Annotated in this window: 23 protein-coding genes; 10 read left to right on the top strand and 13 right to left on the bottom strand. The window is 47.0% G+C overall.

Annotated elements, in window-relative coordinates; all coding sequences use genetic code 11:
• Positions 1 to 146: 146 nt before the first annotated feature.
• Positions 147 to 1,373, bottom strand: coding sequence for an MFS transporter (locus BBG47_RS02380; RefSeq protein ID WP_065290370.1), 1,227 nt, complete (start codon positions 1,371 to 1,373; stop codon positions 147 to 149).
• Between the two features lie 207 nt (positions 1,374 to 1,580).
• Between BBG47_RS02380 and BBG47_RS02385 the strand changes: the two genes are divergently transcribed.
• On the top strand, positions 1,581 to 1,889 hold the full coding sequence (locus BBG47_RS02385; RefSeq protein ID WP_065290371.1) for an ArsR/SmtB family transcription factor: 309 nt from the start codon (positions 1,581 to 1,583) through the stop codon (positions 1,887 to 1,889).
• Positions 1,890 to 2,083: 194 nt separating this feature from the next.
• Here BBG47_RS02385 and BBG47_RS02390 read toward each other — a convergent pair whose 3' ends face one another.
• Positions 2,084 to 2,914, bottom strand: a complete 831-nt coding sequence (locus BBG47_RS02390; RefSeq protein ID WP_065290372.1) for a type II CAAX endopeptidase family protein — start codon at positions 2,912 to 2,914, stop codon at positions 2,084 to 2,086.
• A 186-nt stretch (positions 2,915 to 3,100) separates the two neighbouring features.
• Between BBG47_RS02390 and BBG47_RS02395 the strand changes: the two genes are divergently transcribed.
• Positions 3,101 to 4,954 (top strand): helix-turn-helix transcriptional regulator, encoded by a 1,854-nt coding sequence (locus tag BBG47_RS02395; protein WP_065290373.1) that lies wholly within the window; start codon positions 3,101 to 3,103, stop codon positions 4,952 to 4,954.
• A gap of 55 nt (positions 4,955 to 5,009) precedes the next feature.
• Here the strand turns inward: BBG47_RS02395 and BBG47_RS02400 are convergent, their stop codons facing one another.
• The 5 genes from BBG47_RS02400 to mnmL form a co-directional block, all read right to left on the bottom strand.
• Complete coding sequence (locus BBG47_RS02400) at positions 5,010 to 5,522, bottom strand: aminoacyl-tRNA deacylase (protein WP_083189042.1); 513 nt, start codon at positions 5,520 to 5,522, stop codon at positions 5,010 to 5,012.
• A gap of 137 nt (positions 5,523 to 5,659) precedes the next feature.
• Positions 5,660 to 6,628: a type I phosphomannose isomerase catalytic subunit gene (locus BBG47_RS02405; RefSeq protein ID WP_065290374.1), complete on the bottom strand. Its 969-nt coding sequence runs from the start codon at positions 6,626 to 6,628 to the stop codon at positions 5,660 to 5,662.
• Positions 6,629 to 6,649: 21 nt separating this feature from the next.
• Entirely contained in the window at positions 6,650 to 7,045 is a 396-nt protein-coding gene (locus BBG47_RS02410; protein WP_065290375.1) for a VOC family protein, read from the bottom strand.
• A 106-nt stretch (positions 7,046 to 7,151) separates the two neighbouring features.
• Entirely contained in the window at positions 7,152 to 7,739 is a 588-nt protein-coding gene (gene mnmM / locus BBG47_RS02415; RefSeq protein WP_065290376.1) for a tRNA 5-(aminomethyl)-2-thiouridylate-methyltransferase MnmM, read from the bottom strand.
• A gap of 1 nt (position 7,740) precedes the next feature.
• The gene (gene mnmL, locus BBG47_RS02420; protein ID WP_065290377.1) at positions 7,741 to 8,709 is read right to left on the bottom strand and encodes a tRNA modification radical SAM protein MnmL/YtqA; all 969 of its coding nucleotides are present in this window, start codon (positions 8,707 to 8,709) and stop codon (positions 7,741 to 7,743) included.
• Between the two features lie 232 nt (positions 8,710 to 8,941).
• On the opposite strand from mnmL, the gene trmB reads away from it, so the two are divergent.
• Positions 8,942 to 9,664, top strand: a complete 723-nt coding sequence (gene trmB / locus BBG47_RS02425) for a tRNA (guanosine(46)-N7)-methyltransferase TrmB (protein ID WP_065290378.1) — start codon at positions 8,942 to 8,944, stop codon at positions 9,662 to 9,664.
• Positions 9,665 to 9,767: 103 nt separating this feature from the next.
• On the opposite strand, the gene BBG47_RS02430 is transcribed toward trmB, so the two are convergent.
• The gene (locus tag BBG47_RS02430) at positions 9,768 to 10,961 is read right to left on the bottom strand and encodes an MGDG synthase family glycosyltransferase (RefSeq protein ID WP_065290434.1); all 1,194 of its coding nucleotides are present in this window, start codon (positions 10,959 to 10,961) and stop codon (positions 9,768 to 9,770) included.
• Positions 10,962 to 11,055: 94 nt separating this feature from the next.
• The gene (locus tag BBG47_RS02435; RefSeq protein ID WP_021254458.1) at positions 11,056 to 11,589 is read right to left on the bottom strand and encodes a phosphatase PAP2 family protein; all 534 of its coding nucleotides are present in this window, start codon (positions 11,587 to 11,589) and stop codon (positions 11,056 to 11,058) included.
• An 850-nt stretch (positions 11,590 to 12,439) separates the two neighbouring features.
• Between BBG47_RS02435 and BBG47_RS02440 the strand changes: the two genes are divergently transcribed.
• The 4 genes from BBG47_RS02440 (at position 12,440) to rplT (ending at position 15,133) form a co-directional block, all read left to right on the top strand.
• Positions 12,440 to 13,678, top strand: coding sequence for a glycosyltransferase family 2 protein (locus BBG47_RS02440; protein WP_021254459.1), 1,239 nt, complete (start codon positions 12,440 to 12,442; stop codon positions 13,676 to 13,678).
• A gap of 287 nt (positions 13,679 to 13,965) precedes the next feature.
• On the top strand, positions 13,966 to 14,466 hold the full coding sequence (gene infC, locus BBG47_RS02445) for a translation initiation factor IF-3 (RefSeq protein WP_065290379.1): 501 nt from the start codon (positions 13,966 to 13,968) through the stop codon (positions 14,464 to 14,466).
• A 62-nt stretch (positions 14,467 to 14,528) separates the two neighbouring features.
• Complete coding sequence (gene rpmI / locus BBG47_RS02450) at positions 14,529 to 14,729, top strand: 50S ribosomal protein L35 (RefSeq protein WP_005548700.1); 201 nt, start codon at positions 14,529 to 14,531, stop codon at positions 14,727 to 14,729.
• A gap of 44 nt (positions 14,730 to 14,773) precedes the next feature.
• On the top strand, positions 14,774 to 15,133 hold the full coding sequence (rplT, locus tag BBG47_RS02455; protein WP_021254461.1) for a 50S ribosomal protein L20: 360 nt from the start codon (positions 14,774 to 14,776) through the stop codon (positions 15,131 to 15,133).
• 140 nt (positions 15,134 to 15,273) lie between these two features.
• Here the strand turns inward: rplT and BBG47_RS02460 are convergent, their stop codons facing one another.
• The 3 genes from BBG47_RS02460 to BBG47_RS28835 form a co-directional block, all read right to left on the bottom strand.
• Positions 15,274 to 15,828, bottom strand: a complete 555-nt coding sequence (locus BBG47_RS02460) for an acyl-CoA thioesterase (protein WP_021254462.1) — start codon at positions 15,826 to 15,828, stop codon at positions 15,274 to 15,276.
• A 253-nt stretch (positions 15,829 to 16,081) separates the two neighbouring features.
• Entirely contained in the window at positions 16,082 to 17,242 is a 1,161-nt protein-coding gene (locus BBG47_RS02465; protein WP_065290380.1) for a DUF3298 and DUF4163 domain-containing protein, read from the bottom strand.
• A gap of 289 nt (positions 17,243 to 17,531) precedes the next feature.
• Positions 17,532 to 17,687, bottom strand: a complete 156-nt coding sequence (locus BBG47_RS28835; RefSeq protein ID WP_005548696.1) for a DUF1540 domain-containing protein — start codon at positions 17,685 to 17,687, stop codon at positions 17,532 to 17,534.
• Between the two features lie 150 nt (positions 17,688 to 17,837).
• Between BBG47_RS28835 and BBG47_RS02470 the strand changes: the two genes are divergently transcribed.
• From BBG47_RS02470 to BBG47_RS02480, 3 genes are all read left to right on the top strand, one after another.
• On the top strand, positions 17,838 to 18,902 hold the full coding sequence (locus tag BBG47_RS02470) for a nucleoid-associated protein (protein WP_065290381.1): 1,065 nt from the start codon (positions 17,838 to 17,840) through the stop codon (positions 18,900 to 18,902).
• A 280-nt stretch (positions 18,903 to 19,182) separates the two neighbouring features.
• Entirely contained in the window at positions 19,183 to 20,556 is a 1,374-nt protein-coding gene (locus BBG47_RS02475) for an extracellular solute-binding protein (RefSeq protein WP_065290382.1), read from the top strand.
• A 94-nt stretch (positions 20,557 to 20,650) separates the two neighbouring features.
• Positions 20,651 to 20,983, top strand: a complete 333-nt coding sequence (locus tag BBG47_RS02480) for a hypothetical protein (protein WP_065290383.1) — start codon at positions 20,651 to 20,653, stop codon at positions 20,981 to 20,983.
• A 101-nt stretch (positions 20,984 to 21,084) separates the two neighbouring features.
• Here the strand turns inward: BBG47_RS02480 and BBG47_RS02485 are convergent, their stop codons facing one another.
• Positions 21,085 to 21,522 carry a GNAT family N-acetyltransferase gene (locus BBG47_RS02485; protein ID WP_065290384.1) on the bottom strand — a complete coding sequence of 146 codons (438 nt, stop codon included), beginning with the start codon at positions 21,520 to 21,522 and terminating at the stop codon, positions 21,085 to 21,087.
• Positions 21,523 to 21,616: the final 94 nt, after the last annotated feature.

Raw genomic sequence — 21,616 nt, forward strand, 5'->3', positions numbered from 1 at the left:
CTATCGTGTCTTCGTGTCATTGAACATTATAGCTCATATGAAACCAGATGATAGAGAAAGAATGCAATAGTTGGACGATAGCCGTGTAGTTCATACTAGATTACATCAGCCCTCGCTGCTAGTACCGAATAGGTGGCCGGCCGAATCTACTTCTGCTGAATGGCCGCCTGACTATTGATCGGTGGCGGGCTGTGCAGCAGGCTGCGGAAGATGAACAGGGATGCTGTATAGCACAGCATCGTAACAACTACGATGGAAGCAAACCCCGCGACGCGTGCATAGAGGACACCAGCCAGAACGGATCCAAGCATCGTTGCAAAATACATTGTGCTGTTTGCAAGCGCGGATACGGTTCCACGTGCATTCGGTTGATCCTTCTGAAGAGTTCCCATTAAGAGAGGGAACAGCATGCCGCCGCACAAGGCGATAAGCGTATAAGCGATACTAATGAATGCAAGAAGATGGCTGGTCATGACGATCACATACATCGCAATCATGCCAAGGAGTGAATATGTAACGGTTCGTCGAATGCCGAGCGTACGTTCCACCTTCGAGACGAGAATACTGCCGAACAAATTGCCGATCCCAAAGCCAAGGATGAATAGTCCCGTTTGCTGTACAGTAAGAGAAAAGTCATCAGCGAGCCAATTTCCCAGATAGGAGAAGGTAGAAAAAGTACCTAGCTGATATAGAAAATACCCGAGAAAAGCAAAGGTGGTGCTGCGGCGCGAGAAAAGAGCGCGATATTGTCGTCCAAGAGAGCTCAGTGAACTTCGTTGTTTCGTCGCTGGTGGGATAGAAGGGAGCTTTAGCGCCAATATGATGGTAATGAGCAGCGCAGTTACTCCGATGGCATAGAAGGGCAGTCTCCAACTGCTCGCGGCAAGCAGGCTGCCAAGAGGTACGCCGAGACATTGCGAGACGGCTAGGCCAGCAGTTGCGGCGCCCATCGCTTTTACGATCTTGTGCGGTGCTACTAATTGAGGGATGGATGCCCATATTTGCGGCGAGGCGATTGCCGCGCTAATTCCCGCCAAGGCGCGGTAGGTGAATAAGAGGGAGAAGCTTGTTGTTGAACCGCATAGTGCTGTGAACAGAGAGAATCCCAGCATCCCTCCGAGGAGACAAGACTTGCGATCCAGTCTGTCGGATAGCGGTCCGGCGATTAGGGCGAAAAGGGCGTATCCGAGTGCATAAGCAGAAATAAGCCATCCTGATTGTACGACAGAGATATGCAGAACTTCTCGTAGTGTTGGCAGCATAGGAGATACGATAAAGGTATCTGTACCAATGATGAACATCGTGGCAAAGAATAAAGACATAATAGTACGGGATGATGATGCGGCATGTGGTTGATTCATCGTGTTGCTCATTGTAACTGGCCTCCTGTAATGAATACGCGATCTCATGCGGCAATGACACAGACACAAGGGATCGTCTTTAAACGAGATGATTCATAGGTTACAAATGATAGTGAATATAGGCAAGATTCACTGATTATGAAGGTGCGCACCTTTGTTCAATAGTTCGAGTGTAATCGAACTATTGAATGATGTCAATCATTTCGGTACAATAATGACATGAGAACATTATTTCATCCCGATATCGAACATATTGAACTTTCGCAAGTGTTCTATGCGCTCAGCGAGCCGATTCGAATGAGTATCGTGCTGCAATTGATGAGCATTCCAGAGCAAACCTGCGGAGGATTCGATTTATCACTGTCCAAGTCTACCATGTCCCATCATTTCAAAGTACTGCGTGAAGCTGGTATTATTCGAACTAGAATGGAGGGAACACAGCGATTCATCTGTTTGCGCAAGGATGAGCTCGAAGCGCGCTTTCCTGGTTTAATGCAAGTAATCCTGACCCAAACCAAGGAGATATGACGTCATAGTTCGGCAAACAGAGGAAGGGCCTTGTAAAGTGTCAAAGTTGAAGAACGGAGCTCCGCATGGGTATGCAAATGCGAAAAAAAAGACGCTTCCATCCCCACAATTACTGTGGTTCTGGAGGCGTCTTTGCTTATCTGTCAGACGAACTCTCTTGTTACTACTCTCTTGGAACATCAATGTTCAGTTTTTTATGTGTTTATGGGTCGAACATCGGCATCTTGGTGGCGAAAGCGCTTCATGCCCCATACCGTAAGCAGCATATAACAGAGAATGACAACGATGCTGTTGTCTCCTGCTACATATAGAGCAATGCCTGAAGTCGGAACCGCAATGCCGCGCAGAACACTCCACATTACATTATGTGCCGAATGGAATATAGAAGCTGACCATACGCTGGATGAACGCAATCGAATATATCCGATGACAGGGCCTAGGAACAGGCAGGATACCACAATGAATAGGCATGCGAGAAACGGATTTTGATCTTGGTGGTAGATGGGAGACATCAATATAATCGGGATATGCCATAGACCATGAATCAGGCCGGTGGCGAATAACGCACTTCTCTCTCCCAAGCAGTTTACAAGAAGCGGAAGCAAATAACCTCTCCAGCCAAGTTCTTCACCAAGTGAGCTCGTAACTACTGCGCTGACAAATTGTATCGCGACAACGATCGGGAAGGCCGTCCAATCATAGCCTGCATAGGTGGGGGGGACATCAATGACTAGGGCACCAACTCCCCAGGCGAATCCATAGCTTAGGGCTACAATAACAGCTGGAACAGTGGTACATAGGAACCACCATTTGAACCCGCATTTTCGTAATCCAAGCGCGGCCCAACCGGAACGCGATCGACCATCCCTCGTTACTAATAGGAGCATAATTAAGGCAGCCGCAGTTGGAGTCAGCATATACAGTAAGGAATTGGTGTTCGGAACGATACTGACGCCTATAGCAAGAATGAAGACGATTGCTGTGTAAATCAGTGCTTTTGTATGGCTGTGTAAATTAGAAAACATGCTGCATTCCTCCGGTTTCGCTTTTTTTCACGGGCCTATCATATTACAATAAGGATGGTGCTCCCAGTGAGGAACATCTGAAAATACCGTCATATGAATATCCTATCTTGGATGTAGAAGATGCCATAAATATATCTGGCTGAGCGATTAGAGAAGTATGTTGCTTACATGGAAAGAGGCAAGTGAATGGAGAAACGACAATGGCATTGGATCGACGCAGCTCTGATGGGCTTATACATTCTCTGGATTGTATCAGGGGCAGTTTATATTGCCATATCACCGGACTTTAGTACGGTTCATACCGGACGTACAATCGTACCGTTTATATTGTGTTCTGCGCTGCCTTTGTGGTTCTGGAGACCTGGCAGCATTCACCCGTCGAAATTTATTGCCTCGGAAATAATTTTGTCGGGAGGCATTAACATTTCCATGCATTTGTCGATGCCTGTGTATCTCGACAATATGGTGCTGCCCGCACTTCTCATTGGATTTATGACGTCAAGGAAGAATGTATGGTGGGGAGGTTCGATCGTCGGACTTTTTCCCTTCATTGGCTTATGGAGCGGCAAATTAACTTGGCTTCAGTCTTTGGACTCGTCTGTTAATCATGTAATATTGTTCGGGATCGGTGTTGGCTTTCATGTGTTCCTGCATTCGCAACGAAGAATGAAGCAGCTGCTTCAAGAGAATGAGCATCAATTCAATATTATTCGTCAATATGCGGAGCAAGTGGAGCGGCTTACCGTTCAGGAGGAGCGCAATCGCGTAGCTGGCGAATTGCATGATACATTAGGCCATTCCCATGCATCGATTGTTATGGGGTTGGAATCTGTTAAGGTTCTGATGGAGGATGATCCTGAACAAGCAAAGAATAGGCTTGAGAGTGTGATTGTACACGCACGGAGCAGCTTTGAAAAAATCCGACATCACATTCATGATATCGCTCCTTCTGAAGAAGTGGAGCGAACCTTGGATGAGGTATTGAAGCACTTGCTGGACACGCTTTGCAATCAAACTGGTATTGCATGTAATCTCAAAACAGAAGGCATCAACTATTCTGTTCCTTATGCACACCGTATGGTATTAGAGCGTTGTGTGCAGGAAGCCGCTACAAATGCAGTGCGTCATGGTAGAGCATCATCTATCGAGGTTAACCTTGTCTATGACGAGACAGAAGTATGCTTATCGATTCGGGACAATGGGTTAGGCAATGAGAAGCTAACCTTTGGCTATGGCCTGTCATCAATGCAGGATCGCCTGCATGCTTATGGTGGGCACTTAATGGTGCGTACTTCATTAGGGAACGGCATGGAAATTGTATGCAAGGTTCCGCGTAAGTTGCCAATAGAGGGCGATCAGCCGATCCGCTTGCTCATTGCTGATGATGAGCAGCTCTTTTGTGAGAGTTTGTGCTATTTATTTAGCCAAGAAGATGATGTCTATGTCATAGGTGCAGCAGTGGATGGGAAGGAAGCGGTTGAATATATGGAGCGCGAGCATCCTGATGTCGTGCTCATGGATATTCGAATGCCGCGAATGGATGGCTTGGCTGCTGTTCGTGTGATTAAGGAGCGATGGCCGGATGTGAAGATCATTCTGCTGACAACGATTGAGGAATCAGATTATGCCGTACAAGCGATTGATGCGGGAGCGGAAGCGTATCTGCTAAAGTCCATGCCTCCGAAGGAGCTGCTTGCCAGCGTCCGTCTTGTACATCAAGGGGGAACGCTCCTAGCGCAGCCGATCGCACGATTGATGACCGATCAATTATTGCAAATGGATCACGCTGAGGCCCGAAGTGAAGTGGCAGGGAGTATGGGGCCATGCATGGAAAGCAGTGAAGATCCATTCGGCTTAACTGAACGTGAGAAGCAGGTGCTCTATTATTTGGCGCAAGGAAAGAAATACCGTGAAATTGCTCAGATTCTCTATTTGTCCGAAGGAACGATCCGCAATCATATCTCAAGCCTATATGCCAAGATGGGAGTAAACGATCGAATGTCTGCCGCGAATGCAGCACGGAAAGCACGTCTTGTATGAATAGAGAGAAAGCGCTTAGTGAACACACTAGGCGCTTATTTGTGTATTGGCACGGTTATTTCCGTACTCTTGCTATAATGGCTTGATTGACACGCATCATTTCTTGAACAGAGATTCGCGTCAGTGAATAGGGGGAGCCCCCGCCGGTATATACGAATTCCTGTTCCAGAACTTTCGGATCGATAAGAAATGTGGCTGTGAAGCCAAAGGAAGGAATCCCGCCGGCAGGATATCCAGCAAGCTGAAGCATTTCTTGCTCGAGCGCCAAGCGTGGAGGAGGAATAAGCAGTGCCTTGCCAACTCTGCTGGTGCTTGCACGGTCTTCGCCCTTGACGATGGCTACAAGTAAGTGACCTTCACCATCGATCATGCAGACATTTTTAACAAAATCAGCTTTATCGGCTTGCACCGCTTGAGCAGCATCCTCAACGGAATGGCACAGTGTATGTAGACGCAGATGTTCAGCAGCCATTTGATTCGCGCGGAGATAGGAAATAAGCTTGTTATCATATTCATCTGTTGACTGCGGTGGTTGCTGATTTTCTAGATATTCCTTGTTCGTATTCATCTATGTCCCTCCATTCAAAAGAAAAAGAGCTCGTATAAATGCAAGCGAACGTGTAAGTCTAGGTGTAGGTTGCTTGCTAATAAAAAGGCATCCGGTCTTCCCGAAAGGAATCGGATGCCGAGTCAATCATGCGCGCATTAAGGAGCAACAGAGCGCAATACAGTGCAGTTGCCATCAAGCGTATATTCACCAAGGTTGGCAGGAAGCAGGAAGCATTCGCCTGCTTTGAAAGCGATCTGCTCGTCAGCAGTTGTAAGTGTGCCTGTTCCTTCGCATATAACAAGAATGACGAAGCTCTCTTCTGTTGTTGCGAGTGCCCATGGCTTCTCAACGATGCCTTTTTCTACACGGAAGTACGGAGACTCCGCGAGCACCAGCCACTCGTTAGCGACAGCGCCATTTGTAGACATGCGAGTTGCGCCCGCACCTTCGTACGCGATGACATTCAAGGAATCCTCAATGTGCAGCTCACGCGGCTTGCCGTCGAGACCTGGACGATTGTAGTCGTACAAGCGATAAGTCGTATCGGAGTTCTGTTGGATCTCAGCGACTACAACACCTGCACACAATGCATGAACAGTACCAGCTGGAATGTAGAAGGTATCTCCGGCCTGTACGGATACTTCTTGGAGAACCTCCATAATGCGGCCATCTTCGATCGCTTCTGCCATTGCTGCGCGATCAATGCCTTCCTTCAAGCCGTAAATGATTTTCGCACCTGGCTTCGCGTCCAGCACATACCACATCTCTGTCTTGCCCAGTTCGCCTTGCGGCAGACCTTCATACGTGTCAGTAGGGTGTACCTGAACAGAGAGATCATCCTTGCAGTCCAACAGCTTGATAAGCAGTGGGAATCGGCCGTTCTTCTCAGAGAAGCCCTTGGAGCCGAACCATTCCTTGCCGTATTGTTCACGTACTTCGTCCAAGCCAAGTCCAGCCAGTTCACCGTTTACGACCTTCGTCGTACCGTTCGGATGATCACCGATCATCCAACCTTCACCGATATGTCCTTCTGGCAAATCCAATCCGAATTGCGTCAGAGCACGGCCGCCCCATACGCGTTCTTTAAATTCTGGCTGAAACTTCAATGGATAAGGTCTTGTCATGTTCTCTCACTCCCGAGTTGTCTAGTATCTAGTTGATTGGAAAAACTCAAGTCTCTCGCCGTCCGGACCCTTAAAGAAAAAATAGCGGCTGCCGTTCGGCAAGGTAACCAGTTCTTCATCAATAAGCTCAACTTGAGGCAGGCTCTTCATTCGAGCCAACTCAGCCCCTATATCGTCAACAGTGAAGGCGATATGGTGAACCCTGCCTTCTTCCGTTAAGCTTCCAGAATAACCTTCTACAAGTTCAACTTCCGTTTCGTCAGCACCGTCCCATCCGAGAAAGGCGAGGCGAATGACACCATTCGTATGAAGAAGGGTTCCTTTCAGCTTCAAGCCGATGACTTCCTCATAGAATCGAATGGATAGTTCTATATTGCGAACCATGATCCCAACGTGCTCCATTTTGCGAACTGCCATTTCTCAACAACTCCTTCAACATGGTGAACAGGATGGTGGGACAGATATCGAAGCGGAAGCTGCAATTGCCAATCCAAGTGGGAAAGGCTCTACACGCGATCAGATGTTATTTTCGTTTCTCTACCGCAATGACATAAGGTGCATCTGGACGCTGCAGCATTCGATAAATAACGGCTTGCCCAAGACGAGCTGGAAGAGACTCCGCCCAAGCTCGCACTTGCTCGGCCTCATCATCGCCGCCGCTATGTCCGGGATAGAGTACAATACTAAGCACTCCGCCAGGACGCAGCATAGATAAACCGTTGTCGAGTGCTGTAAGTGTCGTCTCAGGGACGGTCATAATGCGCTTGTCTGCCTCATTCGTAGGCAGATACCCAAGATTGAACATGATGGCAGCGGTTGTACCGAACCATTCTTCGCCCAGCACTTCATTCATGGCATGATGGCTTGCCTGAAGCAAGCTGACATGTGCGTATTCGTCTTCGCCCAGCTCACGATGAAGCCGCTTACGAGTCAGCTCAAGCGCTTCTTCCTGGACATCGAAGGCGGCTACTGAGCCGCGCGATCCAGTTAGGCGGGCGAGAAATAAGGTATCTACACCTGTTCCCATCGTTGCATCAATGACGCGTTCACCGGGCTGCACGCGCTCCTTCACCACTTGCTGTGCATAGCCGAGTACGGAAAGAAATCCCATCTTATGACTCCCTCCAATACTTGCCCTGCCATGTGTTGCGCCGTTTCAGCTCCGCATCGATGCCATTGAGCACTTCCCATTTTCTCATGCTCCACATCGGTCCAATTATTAAGTCCCGCGGTGCGTCACCTGTCACGCGGTGGACGATCATCTCCGGAGGAAGCATTTCAAGCGAATCGACGATAAGCTTGATATACTCATCCATCTCCAGGAAGCGCAGCAATCCAGCTTCATATTGCTTCACCATCGGGGTCTTGCGCATGAGATGAAGCAGATGAAGCTTAATGCCTTGCACATTCATCTGAGCGACAGCTTGGGCCGTCTCGAGCATCATACTGTGCGTCTCTTGCGGTAGTCCGTAGATGATGTGGGTGCAGACGCGAATATTATGCTTGCGGAGCTTCTCTACGGCTTCGATGTAGCATGCTGTATCATGTGCGCGGTTAATAAGTTGAGACGTCGATTCATGAATCGTCTGAAGTCCCATCTCGATCCATAAATACGTGCGCTTATTAAGCTCTGCCAAGTATTCGACAACATCGTCCGGCAAACAGTCAGGCCGTGTCGCAATGGACAAGCCGACGACACCAGGCTGCTCAAGAATGACTTCGAAGTAATCTCGCAATACGTCCACTGGTGCATACGTATTCGTATAAGCTTGAAAATAGCCGATATATTTGGCATTTGGCCATTTCGCATGTTGTCTATCTCGAATGGTGTTGAATTGAGTGACCAGATCGTCGCGCCGACGACCAGCGAAATCTCCAGAACCACGCGAGCTGCAGAACGTACAGCCGCCGATCGCAATGCTTCCGTCCCGATTCGGACAGGTAAACCCAGTGTCGAGCATCACTTTGAATACCTTTTCTCCGAATTGCTCGCGCATCTCATAATTCCATGTATGAAACCGCTTGTCTCCCCACAAGAGGGGGGAAGTCGATTGTGTGTGTATTAAGCCGTCCAATGGCATACAAGCCCTTTCAATTGCAGTGTAAGTTGATTGTTATGCAAAACGTGAACCATCCATAACGGATGCTTATCGATAACAATCCCGTTGTATTATTGTAGCAGATTTGGCCGTAAAAGCGAAGACAGCGGGCAAGCTCTGTTGTTCTTATTTGCCTGCATCGCCGTCTTTACTTTTTATCGCTTGTCATGCACAATAAGGGCTTGGAGCATAATCAGTATGGAGGAAAGCACACATGCGCTTACGTGGCAAAAGAGGAGCAAAAGAGCTGCTTGCAGAGCAAACCGACTTGGTCGTGCTTGAGCCGGAGCAGTTGAAGGGCAAATGGAGTGAGGCGTTCGGAAATGACCGCCCCATATATGTTGAGCTGGGAATGGGAAAAGGGCAGTTCATCAGTAAGATGAGCTTGAAGTACCCAGACATCAACTTCATCGGTGTGGATATGTACGATGAGTTGATCGCTCGCGGATGTGAGAAGGCTCGCTTATTTCGAGAAGAAGCAGGAATGCAGGAAGCGTCCAACCTGAGACTGGTGCGCGCGAATGTCGAATTTTTGGAGCAAATTTTTGCAGAAGGCGAACTTGAGCGCGTATACTTGAACTTCAGTGATCCGTGGCCGAAGAAGAAGCACGCACGCCGTCGCTTGACTCATTCGCGTCTTGTTGAGAAGTATCGTTATGCATTGAGCAAGACAGGTGAGATCCATTTCAAAACGGATTCAGAGACCTTGTTCGAGTTTTCCTTGAACTCCTTCGCAGAGATGGGGCTTCAAATGCGGAATATCTCCTTGAACCTGCATCGTGATGGCATCAATGAAGAGCATGTTATGACAGAGTACGAAGAGAAATTTATGGGCAAAGGCATGAATATTCATCGTGTCGAGGTGCTCGTTGGGGATCAGGCGTACAAGCAGTACCGCTCTTCCTTGTCTCACAAAGAGCCTTACGCATCCCGTTAATTCCGGGTCGAAATCATATATGGAAGATCAAAAAAGCCGCTATTCTGCATGAATGATGGATGACAGTGCTTCATCATTCGCATGCTTGATAGCGGCTTTACTGTTAATCGATTGAAGTAAATGGCACATTCATCATTTGTAAGATTGCTTCAGCACATACCTTAGGATGATAACGAGATGCCTTCTGCTCATGTTCTAAGCGGCGTGCGGAGACCTCATCATAATGATGTACAAGAAGATTCATCCATTTCGTAATCGTATGTGCAGACTCGATCGACTCGCCATATCCCTTCTCCGTGAAGTAGTGGGCATTCTCTTCCTCTTGGCCGGGAAGCGGCTGATAGAAGAGCATCGGAATCCCCTTGGCCAGCGCCTCGGTACAAGTCATCCCGCCTGGCTTAGTGACGAGCAGGTCGGACACATCCATCAATTGGTCAACTTCCTTGGTGTAACCCATCAGATGAATATTCTCATACTGAAAGCGAGGATTCTCCAGCATACGACGGCGAAGCTTCTCATTATTCCCGATACAAAAAATAAACTGTACATCTTTGCGCCAGCGGGTGAGCAGCTCTGTGGACTGTGTCGAATCCATCATTCCCCAGCCGCCGCCCATGACGAGCACAGTCGGCATGTCTTTCAGCCCGAAACGGGCGCGGATGGATGATTTGCCCATCCCATCATGCGGCTCCCAGAAATTCGGATGAACAGGAATTCCTGTCACTTGTATGGAGTCGCTGCTTACGCCATGAAGTTCAAGCTTCTCCTTCACCTCAGGCGTTGATACAAAATAGCGATTCACAGCAGGACTCACCCAGGCTGCATGCGCATCATAATCAGTAATGACCGTACAGAGCGGAACGTTAAGTCCAAGTCTGCGCAATCGGGAAATGACAGCGCTTGGGATCGGATGAGTGCATACAATCATATCAGGCTTAAGCTGGCGCATAACGGACATTGCATGAGTATAGAATACCCGGTGAAGCGCCATTGTAGTCAGTCGATTTAGCGATCTATTGTACTGTGTCTTATACATAAAGCCTACCAGCTTCGGCTGTACAAGCACAGTTTTGCGATATGCTTCTATAATGAGCGGAGCTGTCTTGGGGTTAAGGAAGCTCCCAAGCTCCATCACACGAGTTTGTACATGCGGAGACAGCTTGCGAAGGCTGACAGCAAGTGCATGGGCAGCTTGGGTGTGACCAGCTCCGAAACGCTCTGACAGCAGCAGTATACGCTTCTTTCCTTCGTGCTCGGCACCAAGTGTGATGGTACCGGAGGGAAGTGTAAATGTCATTGCTTGATGCACGGTATTTCACCCTTTTATTCGATCTTCTAGGTATATAATGGTTCTCATAATTTCTATACCCTACTATACCTGATGTCCATAATTACACAATAGGCCATAAAGCGACAGTACTTACGGCAGCGCCTGTACCGATGAATGCTCCAGCAAGACAGTCGGATGGATAGTGAAGTCCTAAGTACATACGGGACAGTGCGACGATACATGCAATCGGCAGAAGTCCCCATGACAGAGTCGGGTTAGCTATTATGAGCGGGACAACGACTGAGAATATGGCTGTCGTATGTCCAGAAGGAAATGAATGGTCAACAAGCGGCTTGCGGAATGTGCGTATATTAGGCAATGCTAAGTGTGGACGCACACGCGGATACCACTTCTTAATTAAGGCGACAGGCAGGTGGCTAACGGCAAGCGCAGCAACACATTGCCAGCCAACGATATTCCATGGATTAGGCGCCAGCCAGGCAAGCAGCAAGGTAAAGGCAATCGTAAAGGTTGCCCCGCCAAGATGAGTCAATGTATACAATATAATATTCATGCTCCGGTGATGCAGCCGGTGATTAATCCAAAAGAATAATTGGCGCTCACGATTACCCAGCCACGCGATAACACGGGTCATGTCGGTTCCTCCGTTATCCGGTATTTAATAATATGATCGTAACAGCGTAACATTAACAGAAGATGATGGGTTTGTGAATTTTATCTGAAGTCGCTACAAGTTCAAAGAGCATCTTTAATCATATTTTCAAATGCCGAGCATTTCAACAAGTTATTCCTATTTTACCTTGAAGTGATACTGCCTGCAAAATCGCGAATTACGCACGTAGAATGCCTATTTCTTCGATTATCTTGCTGTAGTGCCCTGTAATGAAAGGTGTAGCATGTACGGTAGGATTATGCGGTGAATCCGCTAATACAGAGGTTATGAATGGTAAGGGTTCTATTCATCAGAATCTTTGGCAATGCTGTATGAAGATAATGCCAGAGACATGTTTTCCATATATTCCAAACGGGTAATAAACATTACCTGAAACTTTCTTCCGTTGTATTACGTCCATAATAAAGAGAGGGTATATCCCCAGGTACAAAAAAGTAAATTGTTCCATTCTTATTGTCTTTCGGATCCTGGATCAGCTTTGAAAGAACAGCAAATTTTGACGAAAAGGGGGTCAAAAGCCATAATTTCTTAGCATTTGGATGAAAATATAACATAACCTTGCGGGAAAGCATGATTCGATGCGACTTCGCACAGTAACTGCGGCGATAATGTTCATATTCAAGCGTTGAAAGCCAATAAAAGGTTTTGACAAATGAAAGCAAACATTAGAAAATCGTGATCGACCGTTTTCAGCGGGGTAAACCATATATAGAGTTGATGAGCATGCGTTCATACATAAAAAGAGAGCGCCATGTTCGTTGACGCAACAATGAAATTGAAGTAGGGGTTATTTAAAAGGGGGACACCAAGCATGGTGGATACGTTATTTATCGTCTTGCAGGTTCTGCTGGCCGCGATTGGGGTGTACCAGTTTACCTTGTCGCTGTTCGGTATTTACCGCAAAAAAGAGAAAAAAGTATACGAACCGCAAAAATCCTTCGCTGTGCTCGTAGCAGCGCACAATGAAGAAGCCGTTATTGGAGCATTGGTTGAAAATCTGAAGGCGCTGGATTATCCAAGAGAAATGTACGACGTGTTCGTCATCTGCGACAACTGCACGGACGGTACAGCTGATATCGTAAGAGAGCATGGCGTGTACGCTTGCGAACGTCATAATCCGCATCAACGAGGCAAGGGTCATGCCATCGAATGGATGTTGAAGAATCTGTGGGAAATGCCGCGTCAATACGATGCAGTTGTCATGCTCGACGCTGACAACTTGGTAAGCAAAGACTTTCTGACTGAAATGAACAACGATCTGTGCTCGGGGGCACGCGTTATTCAAGGATACATCGATACGAAGAATCCAGAGGATTCTTGGATTACAGCCGCTTATGGCGTAACATACTGGTACTGCAACCGTCTATGGCAGTTGTCCCGTAAGAACTTGAACATGGCTAACTTCCTCGGCGGTACAGGAATGTGCTTCGAGAGCAAGCTGCTGAAGGAAATGGGCTGGGGTGCAACGAGCTTGGTTGAGGACTTGGAGTTCACTGCCCGCTGTGTTAAAAACGGTATCAACCCAGTGCTGAACTACAATGCACGCGTGTTTGATGAAAAGCCGCTTACGTTCAAGGCATCGGCTCGTCAGCGTCTGCGCTGGATGCAAGGTCACTTTACCGTAGCGCGTCGTTATTTCTTCCCGCTGCTGTGGCAGAGCATCAAGGAGCGTAACTTGGCGAAATTCGATATGGCGCTATACACAATTACGGTGTATACAGTCTTAGTTACTTTCCTCATGACGGCGTTCATGTGGGTAGATGCAGCATTCTTCAATGGGCCGAACGTGGCAACGTTCTTCCAGTACCTGCCTGAGTGGGTTCCGGTTGTGTCACTTGTGCTGTCCTGTGCTGTATTCGTACTGGCGTTGATTTTGGAAGGTGTCAAGTCTTGGCGCATCTATGCATCTCTGATTACATTCCCAGTATTCTTGCTGTCCTGGTGGCCGATTACGTTCTACGCATTCTTCACTCAGAACAACAAGGTATGGAGCCACACTGAGCATACACGAGTTGTGCGCTTGGAAGAGATGCAAGGCAAGCAAGTGTAAGGCGTAAAAAAATAATAACAGTGGCTTGACTTGGTTCAGTTCACTGTGATATATTATTCAAGTATTTGAAACACATATTGCAATTGGAAAAGAAGAAGCCCACGCTTCTCACCTGACCGACATGTTGTTGGCTGGTTATGACTCGCACTGCCTAGGCAGTGCTCACTAGATTAGAATGTCTATGTGAGGGATGTGGGCTCGATGAGCTTGCATCCCTTTTTTATGCGATAACCAGTTAGATGCAGGAAATTCGATTATGGAGGTGGCACACCATTAGCAAGGATCATTTGATTAACGAGGACATTCGTGCAAGAGAGGTTCGCTTAGTTGGTGCAGCTGGGGAGCAGATTGGCATTACGCCGTTCCGCGAAGCACTGCAAATGGCTTACGACGCTAACTTGGACTTGGTAAACGTGGCTCCGCAGGCAAAACCGCCTGTATGTCGTATTATGGACTACGGAAAGTTCCGTTATGAGCAACAGAAGAAAGAGAAGGAAGCGCGCAAGAACCAGAAGATCGTCGATGTAAAAGAAGTATGGTTCCGCGCCAATATCGAGGAGCACGACTTCAATACGAAGCTCCGCAATGTCTTGAAGTTTTTGCGTGACGGAGATAAAGTAAAATGCTCTGTTCGTTTCCGCGGACGTGAAATCACGCATGCTGATATCGGGAAGAAAGTGTTGGAGCGCGTTCTGAAAGAAGCAACTGAGCTTTGCATCGTTGAACGTACACCGAAGCTGGAAGGCCGCAGCATGATTATGATTTTGGCGCCAAAGACGAACAGCTAATTCGGCCCGCCGCGCAGAAGAAGGCGGCGGATAAGAATACCGAACTTGAGGAGGAAACGATAATGCCTAAAATGAAAACGCACAGCAGCTTGAAAGGCCGCTTCAAAATTACGGGAACAGGTAAAGTGCGCCGCTACAAAGCGTACCGCAATCACTTGCTTTCCCACAAATCGAACCGCACGAAGCGCGTTCTTGCTACTAGCCCAGTAATGGCAGCAGGCGACGTTCGTCGTATGAAGCAACAATTGGCTAACTTGAAATAAGCAATTATACGGAAACATCGAATCGATTGGGAGGTTAATACGAAATGGCTCGAGTAAAAGGCGGATTTACGACACGTCGTCGTCATAAAAAAGTATTAAAATTGGCAAAAGGGTACTTCGGTTCCAAACACAGATTGTTCAAAACAGCTAACGAGCAAGTGATGAAATCCTTGCTGTACGCTTACCGCGATCGTCGCGTTAAGAAGCGTGACTTCCGCAAATTGTGGATCGCTCGTATCAACGCAGCGGCTCGCATGAACGGCTTGTCCTACAGCAAATTCATGCACGGCCTGAAATTGGCTGGTGTTGAAGTGAACCGCAAAATGTTGGCTGACTTGGCAGTGAACGATATCAACGCGTTCAACTCCTTGGCTACAGTTGCAAAAGAAAAAGTTAACGCGTAAGAGTGCGTTGATATAAGAAAAGCAGCGATTTCGAAACTAATTCGAAACGCTGCTTTTTTTCATATAGGGATAAGAAAGCATCATTTGCAGATCGTATGCTTCCTTTTCTCGTTATTGAAAGGAGTAAAGTGTTGTGTTGTTTACTCCCAGTACTTGCTCGTTGTTAGCTTATCCGCTAACTGTTTACTCGCTATACGTCTTACTTTGCGAAGCTCTGCTCGCTCTGTGGCCGATTCATGAAGCAGCTTCTCTTCCTCTGTATCAGGGATAACAGGGGGCACAAACGCAGCTGAGCCGTCCTCATGACGTGCTACGAAGGTCAGGAAGGAGGTAGCGGCAACAACACGCTCGCCGGTATATAGCTGCTCTGCAATGACCTTGACGAATACTTCAATGCTAGTCTTGCCTGTCCAAGTGACGAAGGACTCTAGGCAGACGGAATCTGTGGGACGAATCGGCCGTAGGAAATCTACGGAATCCGTGGATGCAGTCACGACATTATGACGGCAGTGACGCATCGCGGAGATGGATGCTGTCTCGTCAATCAGACTCATCAGTTTACCGCCGAACAGCGTCTGATGGTTGTTGACATCGTTAGGGAATACACGACCGGTCTTGAAGACGCGGGATTCCTTGCAGTGTTTGGGTGCAGGAAGTGAAGAAGTTGTTGATTGTTGTTCTGACATAGCCTTCATTACGCCCTTTCTAAGAAGTCATAGGTATATTATAAAGGGTTCAGTCTCATTCATGCGGAAGAAAAAAATGACATTCAGGCAGCAGGAGAATAGGTAATAGCCTGTAAGCAATCAGGTTCGTATGCCGTATACAAAGAAAAGGACTGACACAAGGAATGCCAGTCCAACAAAATTTGCGGTTAGAGTATGCTTATTGCTGCTTGCTCGTGTGCTCAATTGCCTAATGAGCCGTTAATGCCTTCTTAAGTTCTTATTAAGCCTTCAGTGCCTGCTTGAAAGAGTCAGACAGCTTCGATTGAATCGCAGCAAGCTGGATTTTGAAGTTTTGCGGTCCATCTGCTCCAGGAGCAATTTCATAACGGTCAAACGTCAGCACGAGGTACCCGTTCGATACATAGAAGTTTTGTGTTTCTTTAATTTGATCGAAATTAAAATCGTCTTTGTTTTTCTTCAGAGCAATTTGATTGCGAACGACATTGCCAAGCAGGGCTTTATAATCGGTATCCTTGTTGAACAGATCGCCAAGCTGCAGGGCGTGCGCATTCTCTTCATTCAGGAAGGTATATGTGTCCGTACGGCTGGTGCCGTTAGCCTCTGCGCTCGTGATTTTGTACGTGTCGGCAATCAGGGACATGACATTGCCGCTCTTTACGAAGCGAAAATCAGAATTCAACACAGCCGGTTCGAAGGAAGCCTTTTGTTTTTTCGCCACTTCAGCGGCTTTTTTGGAAGCCTCATAGACTCCAGCTTTTTCCTTCATCGCATGACGCATCAAAATATCATTTAGCTGCTCCTCGTATTTGCTGTCTTTCAAGCCCGATAGAACAGGTACACTCATATTGACATGCACAAATTTATTTGTGGCTTTAATCGGTTGCTTCGCTGCCTTTGGTGTTGGAATTGCGGATATGTACATTTCGGACAACTTGCCGAAGCCTTGCAGATCAAAGAGTACACCGTTCGTTTTCCAATTTGCCGCATAATCGGAAGGTGCCGATTTATCCAAAACTGGCTCAGATGCTGTGCCCAGCTCTTTGGAAATTTGCGGAGTCAATTGTTTTGCCATCTCATTGTCGAATACGAGCGTAACTTGGAACACTTTTTGGTTATCGTCCAGCATGTACTGAGCAGTAACCGGCTGTTTCAAGTTGAACCATTTTTCTTTGTACTCGATCATCGTAGCTTTTTTGCCTGAATATTCGATTTTCCCTTTGCCTTTGGTTTGCTGCAATTGTTTCAAGGTAAGATCAAGACCAACTTTGTTTGTTGTATATTTATTATTCAATGGAGTCGCTGTTGTTTGAGTAGGAGTAACTGCTTTGCCTGCAGCGGGTGCCGCGTAAGCTGCTGCACCCATGTTCGCGATCATTGTGCAGGAGAGTGCAAGTGTAACAACTGTTTTTTTCGTTTTCATCGATGTTTCAATCCCTTCGTGTGTACGATCTTCTGTGATGACTGCTCTATTAGTATAGACCTTTGTGAGATCGAAGACTTTACAGCAGAATAACAATTACACGGGAAAAAGAAACAAACTATTCATTGAAAGCGCCTTATGTATGACGATGTATTCATGATTGATGAACAACGTAGGGAATAGGGGGATTGTGTATAGATGTGTATAAACGCATCCATAGTTGAGAATAATTATCACTATGAGTGATTCGTGCGTAAGCAAGGGCGGCGTGTCGGCCGCCCCATTCTCCTTACAGCTTTGGTTCGAATGTTTTGCAGTCCGTGTCACCGGAATCGCCAGCTTGCTTGCCACGATTGTTCACCACATAAATAGAAGTTGCAGCGCATTTGTTGCCTGCTGCCCAGTACTTGCAGGAGTTTACTTCACATAGTACGTCCTTAGCCATCGTTATTCACCTCCTCTCCTTACTAACTTCGCCAGCGGGCACCTCTTTTTATACATCTAGGAGAAGTTTCTATCATTTTGTAGTTTCCGAACCCTATCCTTTTTCGTTACAATAGAGGAATGTGACTTCGAGAAGAGGAGTGGGAATTACATGATCGATCTATCCAAGGTGGACATTCACCAGATGGTGATTCATAAGGTGGGCAACCAATCCAAAGATGAAGGAGTTCGTGTATCGAACGAACTGTACCATATACCGAATGACGACGTACGCGAGACGCTGCTTAAATATTTTATCTCCAGCTTTAAGTTTGACATGCATTATACGTTCCAGCATGAAGCTGAGTTACCCTTGAATGAAATGTATACCTATGCGAGCCGCACATTCCAGCAGGCGGGCTCGTTCCATGAACAGTCGGTTCACATGCTGAATCATTTGTATGAGCAATCCTCGCATCCGCAAATTAAGGCTGGCGAGCTGTACGTTGTGCACCTGAACAATATTTTGTACAACAATTTCAGTATTGATGCGATCGGGATCTTTAAGTCCGAAAATAAGGATGTATATATGCGAATTGATGAGCTAGCATCCGATGACTTGGGACTCCAGGTGGAGCAGGGCATTAATATTCGCAAACTCGACAAGGGCTGCATTATTTTGAACGTGTATGCGGACTCTGGTTACGTATTGGGCATCGTTGACACGTCAGCGGGCAAAGGCGGAGAGGCAGCACAGTATTGGATGGAGGACTTCCTCAATGTGAAGCTGCTTGAGGATGAGCATTATTTAACGGACAAGGCAATCGATATGTGCACGCAATTCTATGAAGATGTCATCGTTCCGGCTGCGGAAGAGCGCCCTGAGAAGAAGGACAAGCTGATGTTCATTAATAGTACGATGGAGTACTTTGCGAAGCATGAGCAATTCGAGGAAGAAGCATTCGCGGAAGAGGTTATCGGGCAACCTGAGCTTGTACCGTTGTTCAAGGCATATAAGGAAACATTTGAGGAGGCCAATGAGCTGCCTCCGATTACGGAAATTCCAATTTCGCAGCCTGCATTGAAGAAGGCCAAGCGCTCTCATAAGAATAATATCCGTACAGACACGGGGATCGATATGAAGCTCAAGCCGGAGAGCTTTCCTTTCATTGAAAAGGGTTATGATGAAGAGCGTGGCATGCACTATTACAAAGTATTCTTTAACGAAGAAGAATAGAGTGAGTATTATTCATTCCACTACATCCATACCAGAATTGGTATGGATTTTTGTTTGATTGCATGGATATTTGTAGTTTTAGAACAAAAAGCCGAATTTATTGCAATATATTTAAAATGTTAATTTCACAGATTGAATATAATGTAACCCTAGGAAGCAGCAGAGATCGCAATTCAAAACAATAGGTACGAATGTAGTATCAAGTCATGTCATCGATGATTTTTTTCGTGAAGTGGGGCAGACAGGGAGAGAATCAGAATGAGAAGGAGGGCTTGAGATTATGAGAAAATTGAAAACGCTGTCAATAATGCTGATCACGCTATCGATGCTGCTCTTATCTGCGTGCGGCGGAGCGGGAGGAACAACAGAAGGAGCGAAGCAGCCGGAGAAGCAGGAAGCGCAGAGCCAAGGGAATGAGGAGAAGAAAGAGCTCCCCGCATTTGATATGGGCGGTGACCCCGTCAAATTTATGGCTTGGGGTGGCTTGCCGAAGGAAGGCGAATCCAATGCGGGCGATGATCGACTGAGGCGAATGAAGGAGATTGAGCAGAAATACAACACGAAGATTGAGTGGATCGTTGTCCCTTGGGGCGAGGGTCAGAGCAAAATTGCTGCTGGCGCATTGTCTGGTGAGGCTCCGGCAGATTTCGTGCTGATGAACATGTACTTGGCCTTCCCAAGCTTAGCGGAAAAAGGGTACTTGCGTACAGTCGATGATGTATTCAACTTCGACGATCCGAAGTGGCCGTCCTCGCTGCGCAGCTCTGGCGCTTATAAGGATAAAGTATATGGAGTTGTCGAGAACATTGATTCCGGTGCAGGAATGTATTATAACCGAACGATGCTGAAAAAGCTTGGTCTGACCGATCCTCATGAACTTGTGAAGAAGGATGAATGGAACTGGGATCATTTTAAGGAAATGGCCAAAAAGGCGACACAGGATTTAAATGGTGACGGAAAAATCGATCAGTGGGGAATCGTATCATATGCGCCAATTTTCGCCCGTCAGGCCATCTATTCGAATAACGGCAGCATCGTGGAGACGAAGGACGATAAGCTTACTTTTACAATGGGTGAGCCAAATGCGATGGAAGCGCTGCGTTTCGTTTATGATTTATTTGCAACAGACAAGGTTATTATGCCCAACAAAAACGGCAGCATGGCAGACTATGAGGATACCCAGGCGATGTTCAATACAGGCAGGGCGCTATTCGTGACCGGAGAAATTTGGGAGGCATGGGGCCGCAAGGAAATGGCCGATGAATTTGGCTACGTATATTTTCCGAAAGGTCCAAAAGGAACTGATTACACAAGTCCCAACCCGGGCATGGCGATGTGGTTCATGCCGGCGAATGTGAAGAAGGCGAAGGAGAAAGCGCAAATTTATGAAGATTGGATTTTGTGGGATAAATTGAAGGACAACCAAAGAGAAAGCAATGAGTCGGTATTCCAGACACCTGAGGATGTGGATGTTGCTATGGATATCCCTACGAAAAATATTACACTCTATCATGATGGCATTGGTGATGTAGGGAAAATGTACAATGAAGCCATCGTGTCATTTACGAAAGGGAAGGATACGCCTGAATCGGCAGTGGAGAAAATGAAAAAGCCTGCGCAAAATATTATTGATTCCGTGGTAAATACAAAGTAAAGTGACACAGATTCATAGATTCAAGGCCAATATCCAATCAGTATGTTCGCAACGGACATACCATGTAGGGTACACCGGTGAAGGAGGGAGTATTATGCGTGGTGTGACGAAAGAACAGGCTAGAAGCTTAATCGGCCAGAAAATCTATGTGAAGCATAAAGACGGTAGCGTAGTAAGCGGCAAGCTGCTTGAGGTGAAGGGCAATCGGCTTGTGCTGGAACAAGGCAAAGGAAAAAAAGTAAAGACGAAAGCGATTATCCCGCTTGTCTTATTTGACTTGCTGGCAATCGGCACGGCGCCTTTTGCATTTGGCGGCTATGGAGGCTATGGTGGCGGATATCCGTATGGTGGCGGCTACGGATATTCCGGGTACGGAGGACCAGGGTCTTATGGCGGATTTTATGGAGGATATGGATACTATAGATAACATGCGGACATAAGGAAGATCTGCAAATAGGAGAGCGTAGTTACCTGCTAAGCAGAGAAGAGCCGACAGTGAGCCCGGGCAAATGCTCGGGCTACTCGCTCTTACAATTTCTTTCCCATCTCATGGCACACCACGGCGGGAACAAAGCGAATGAACCGATACCCTCTGCGTTCATAGAATCGTTCTGCCCGCACATTACCGTAATCGACCATCATGCGTGCTTGGGAGCATCGCTTGTATTTCCCGTATTGCTCAGCCTTTCTCATTAGTTGCCTTCCGATGCCTCGATGCTGCGAATCTTGAGCAACGGCCAGCATATCGATAATGAGCGTACCTTCTCTTACATATACATGAACAAATCCTATCGTTCGATTGTGACGATCAACGGCGACATACGTTGGCCCTACCTTCAACCGTTCAGGAATTTCCTTCAATAATTGCTCATGGCTCGCAATCAGATGGGAGTGTGGGAGCAGCTCCCGCTTCACAAGCTGTATAATTGCTTCATCGTCCAGTGCAGGGCGTCGAAGTCGGATCATAGTCATTCCCTCTGTTCCGTTTGTTTTTCTTAGTTTATGACTGTAATGATCGAGCGGTGATCATCGATTATTTTTTCATGAGATTTCGGAAAAA

This window comes from Paenibacillus sp. KS1 (genome assembly GCF_001680695.1).
GTDB lineage: Bacteria > Bacillota > Bacilli > Paenibacillales > Paenibacillaceae > Paenibacillus_B > Paenibacillus_B suaedae.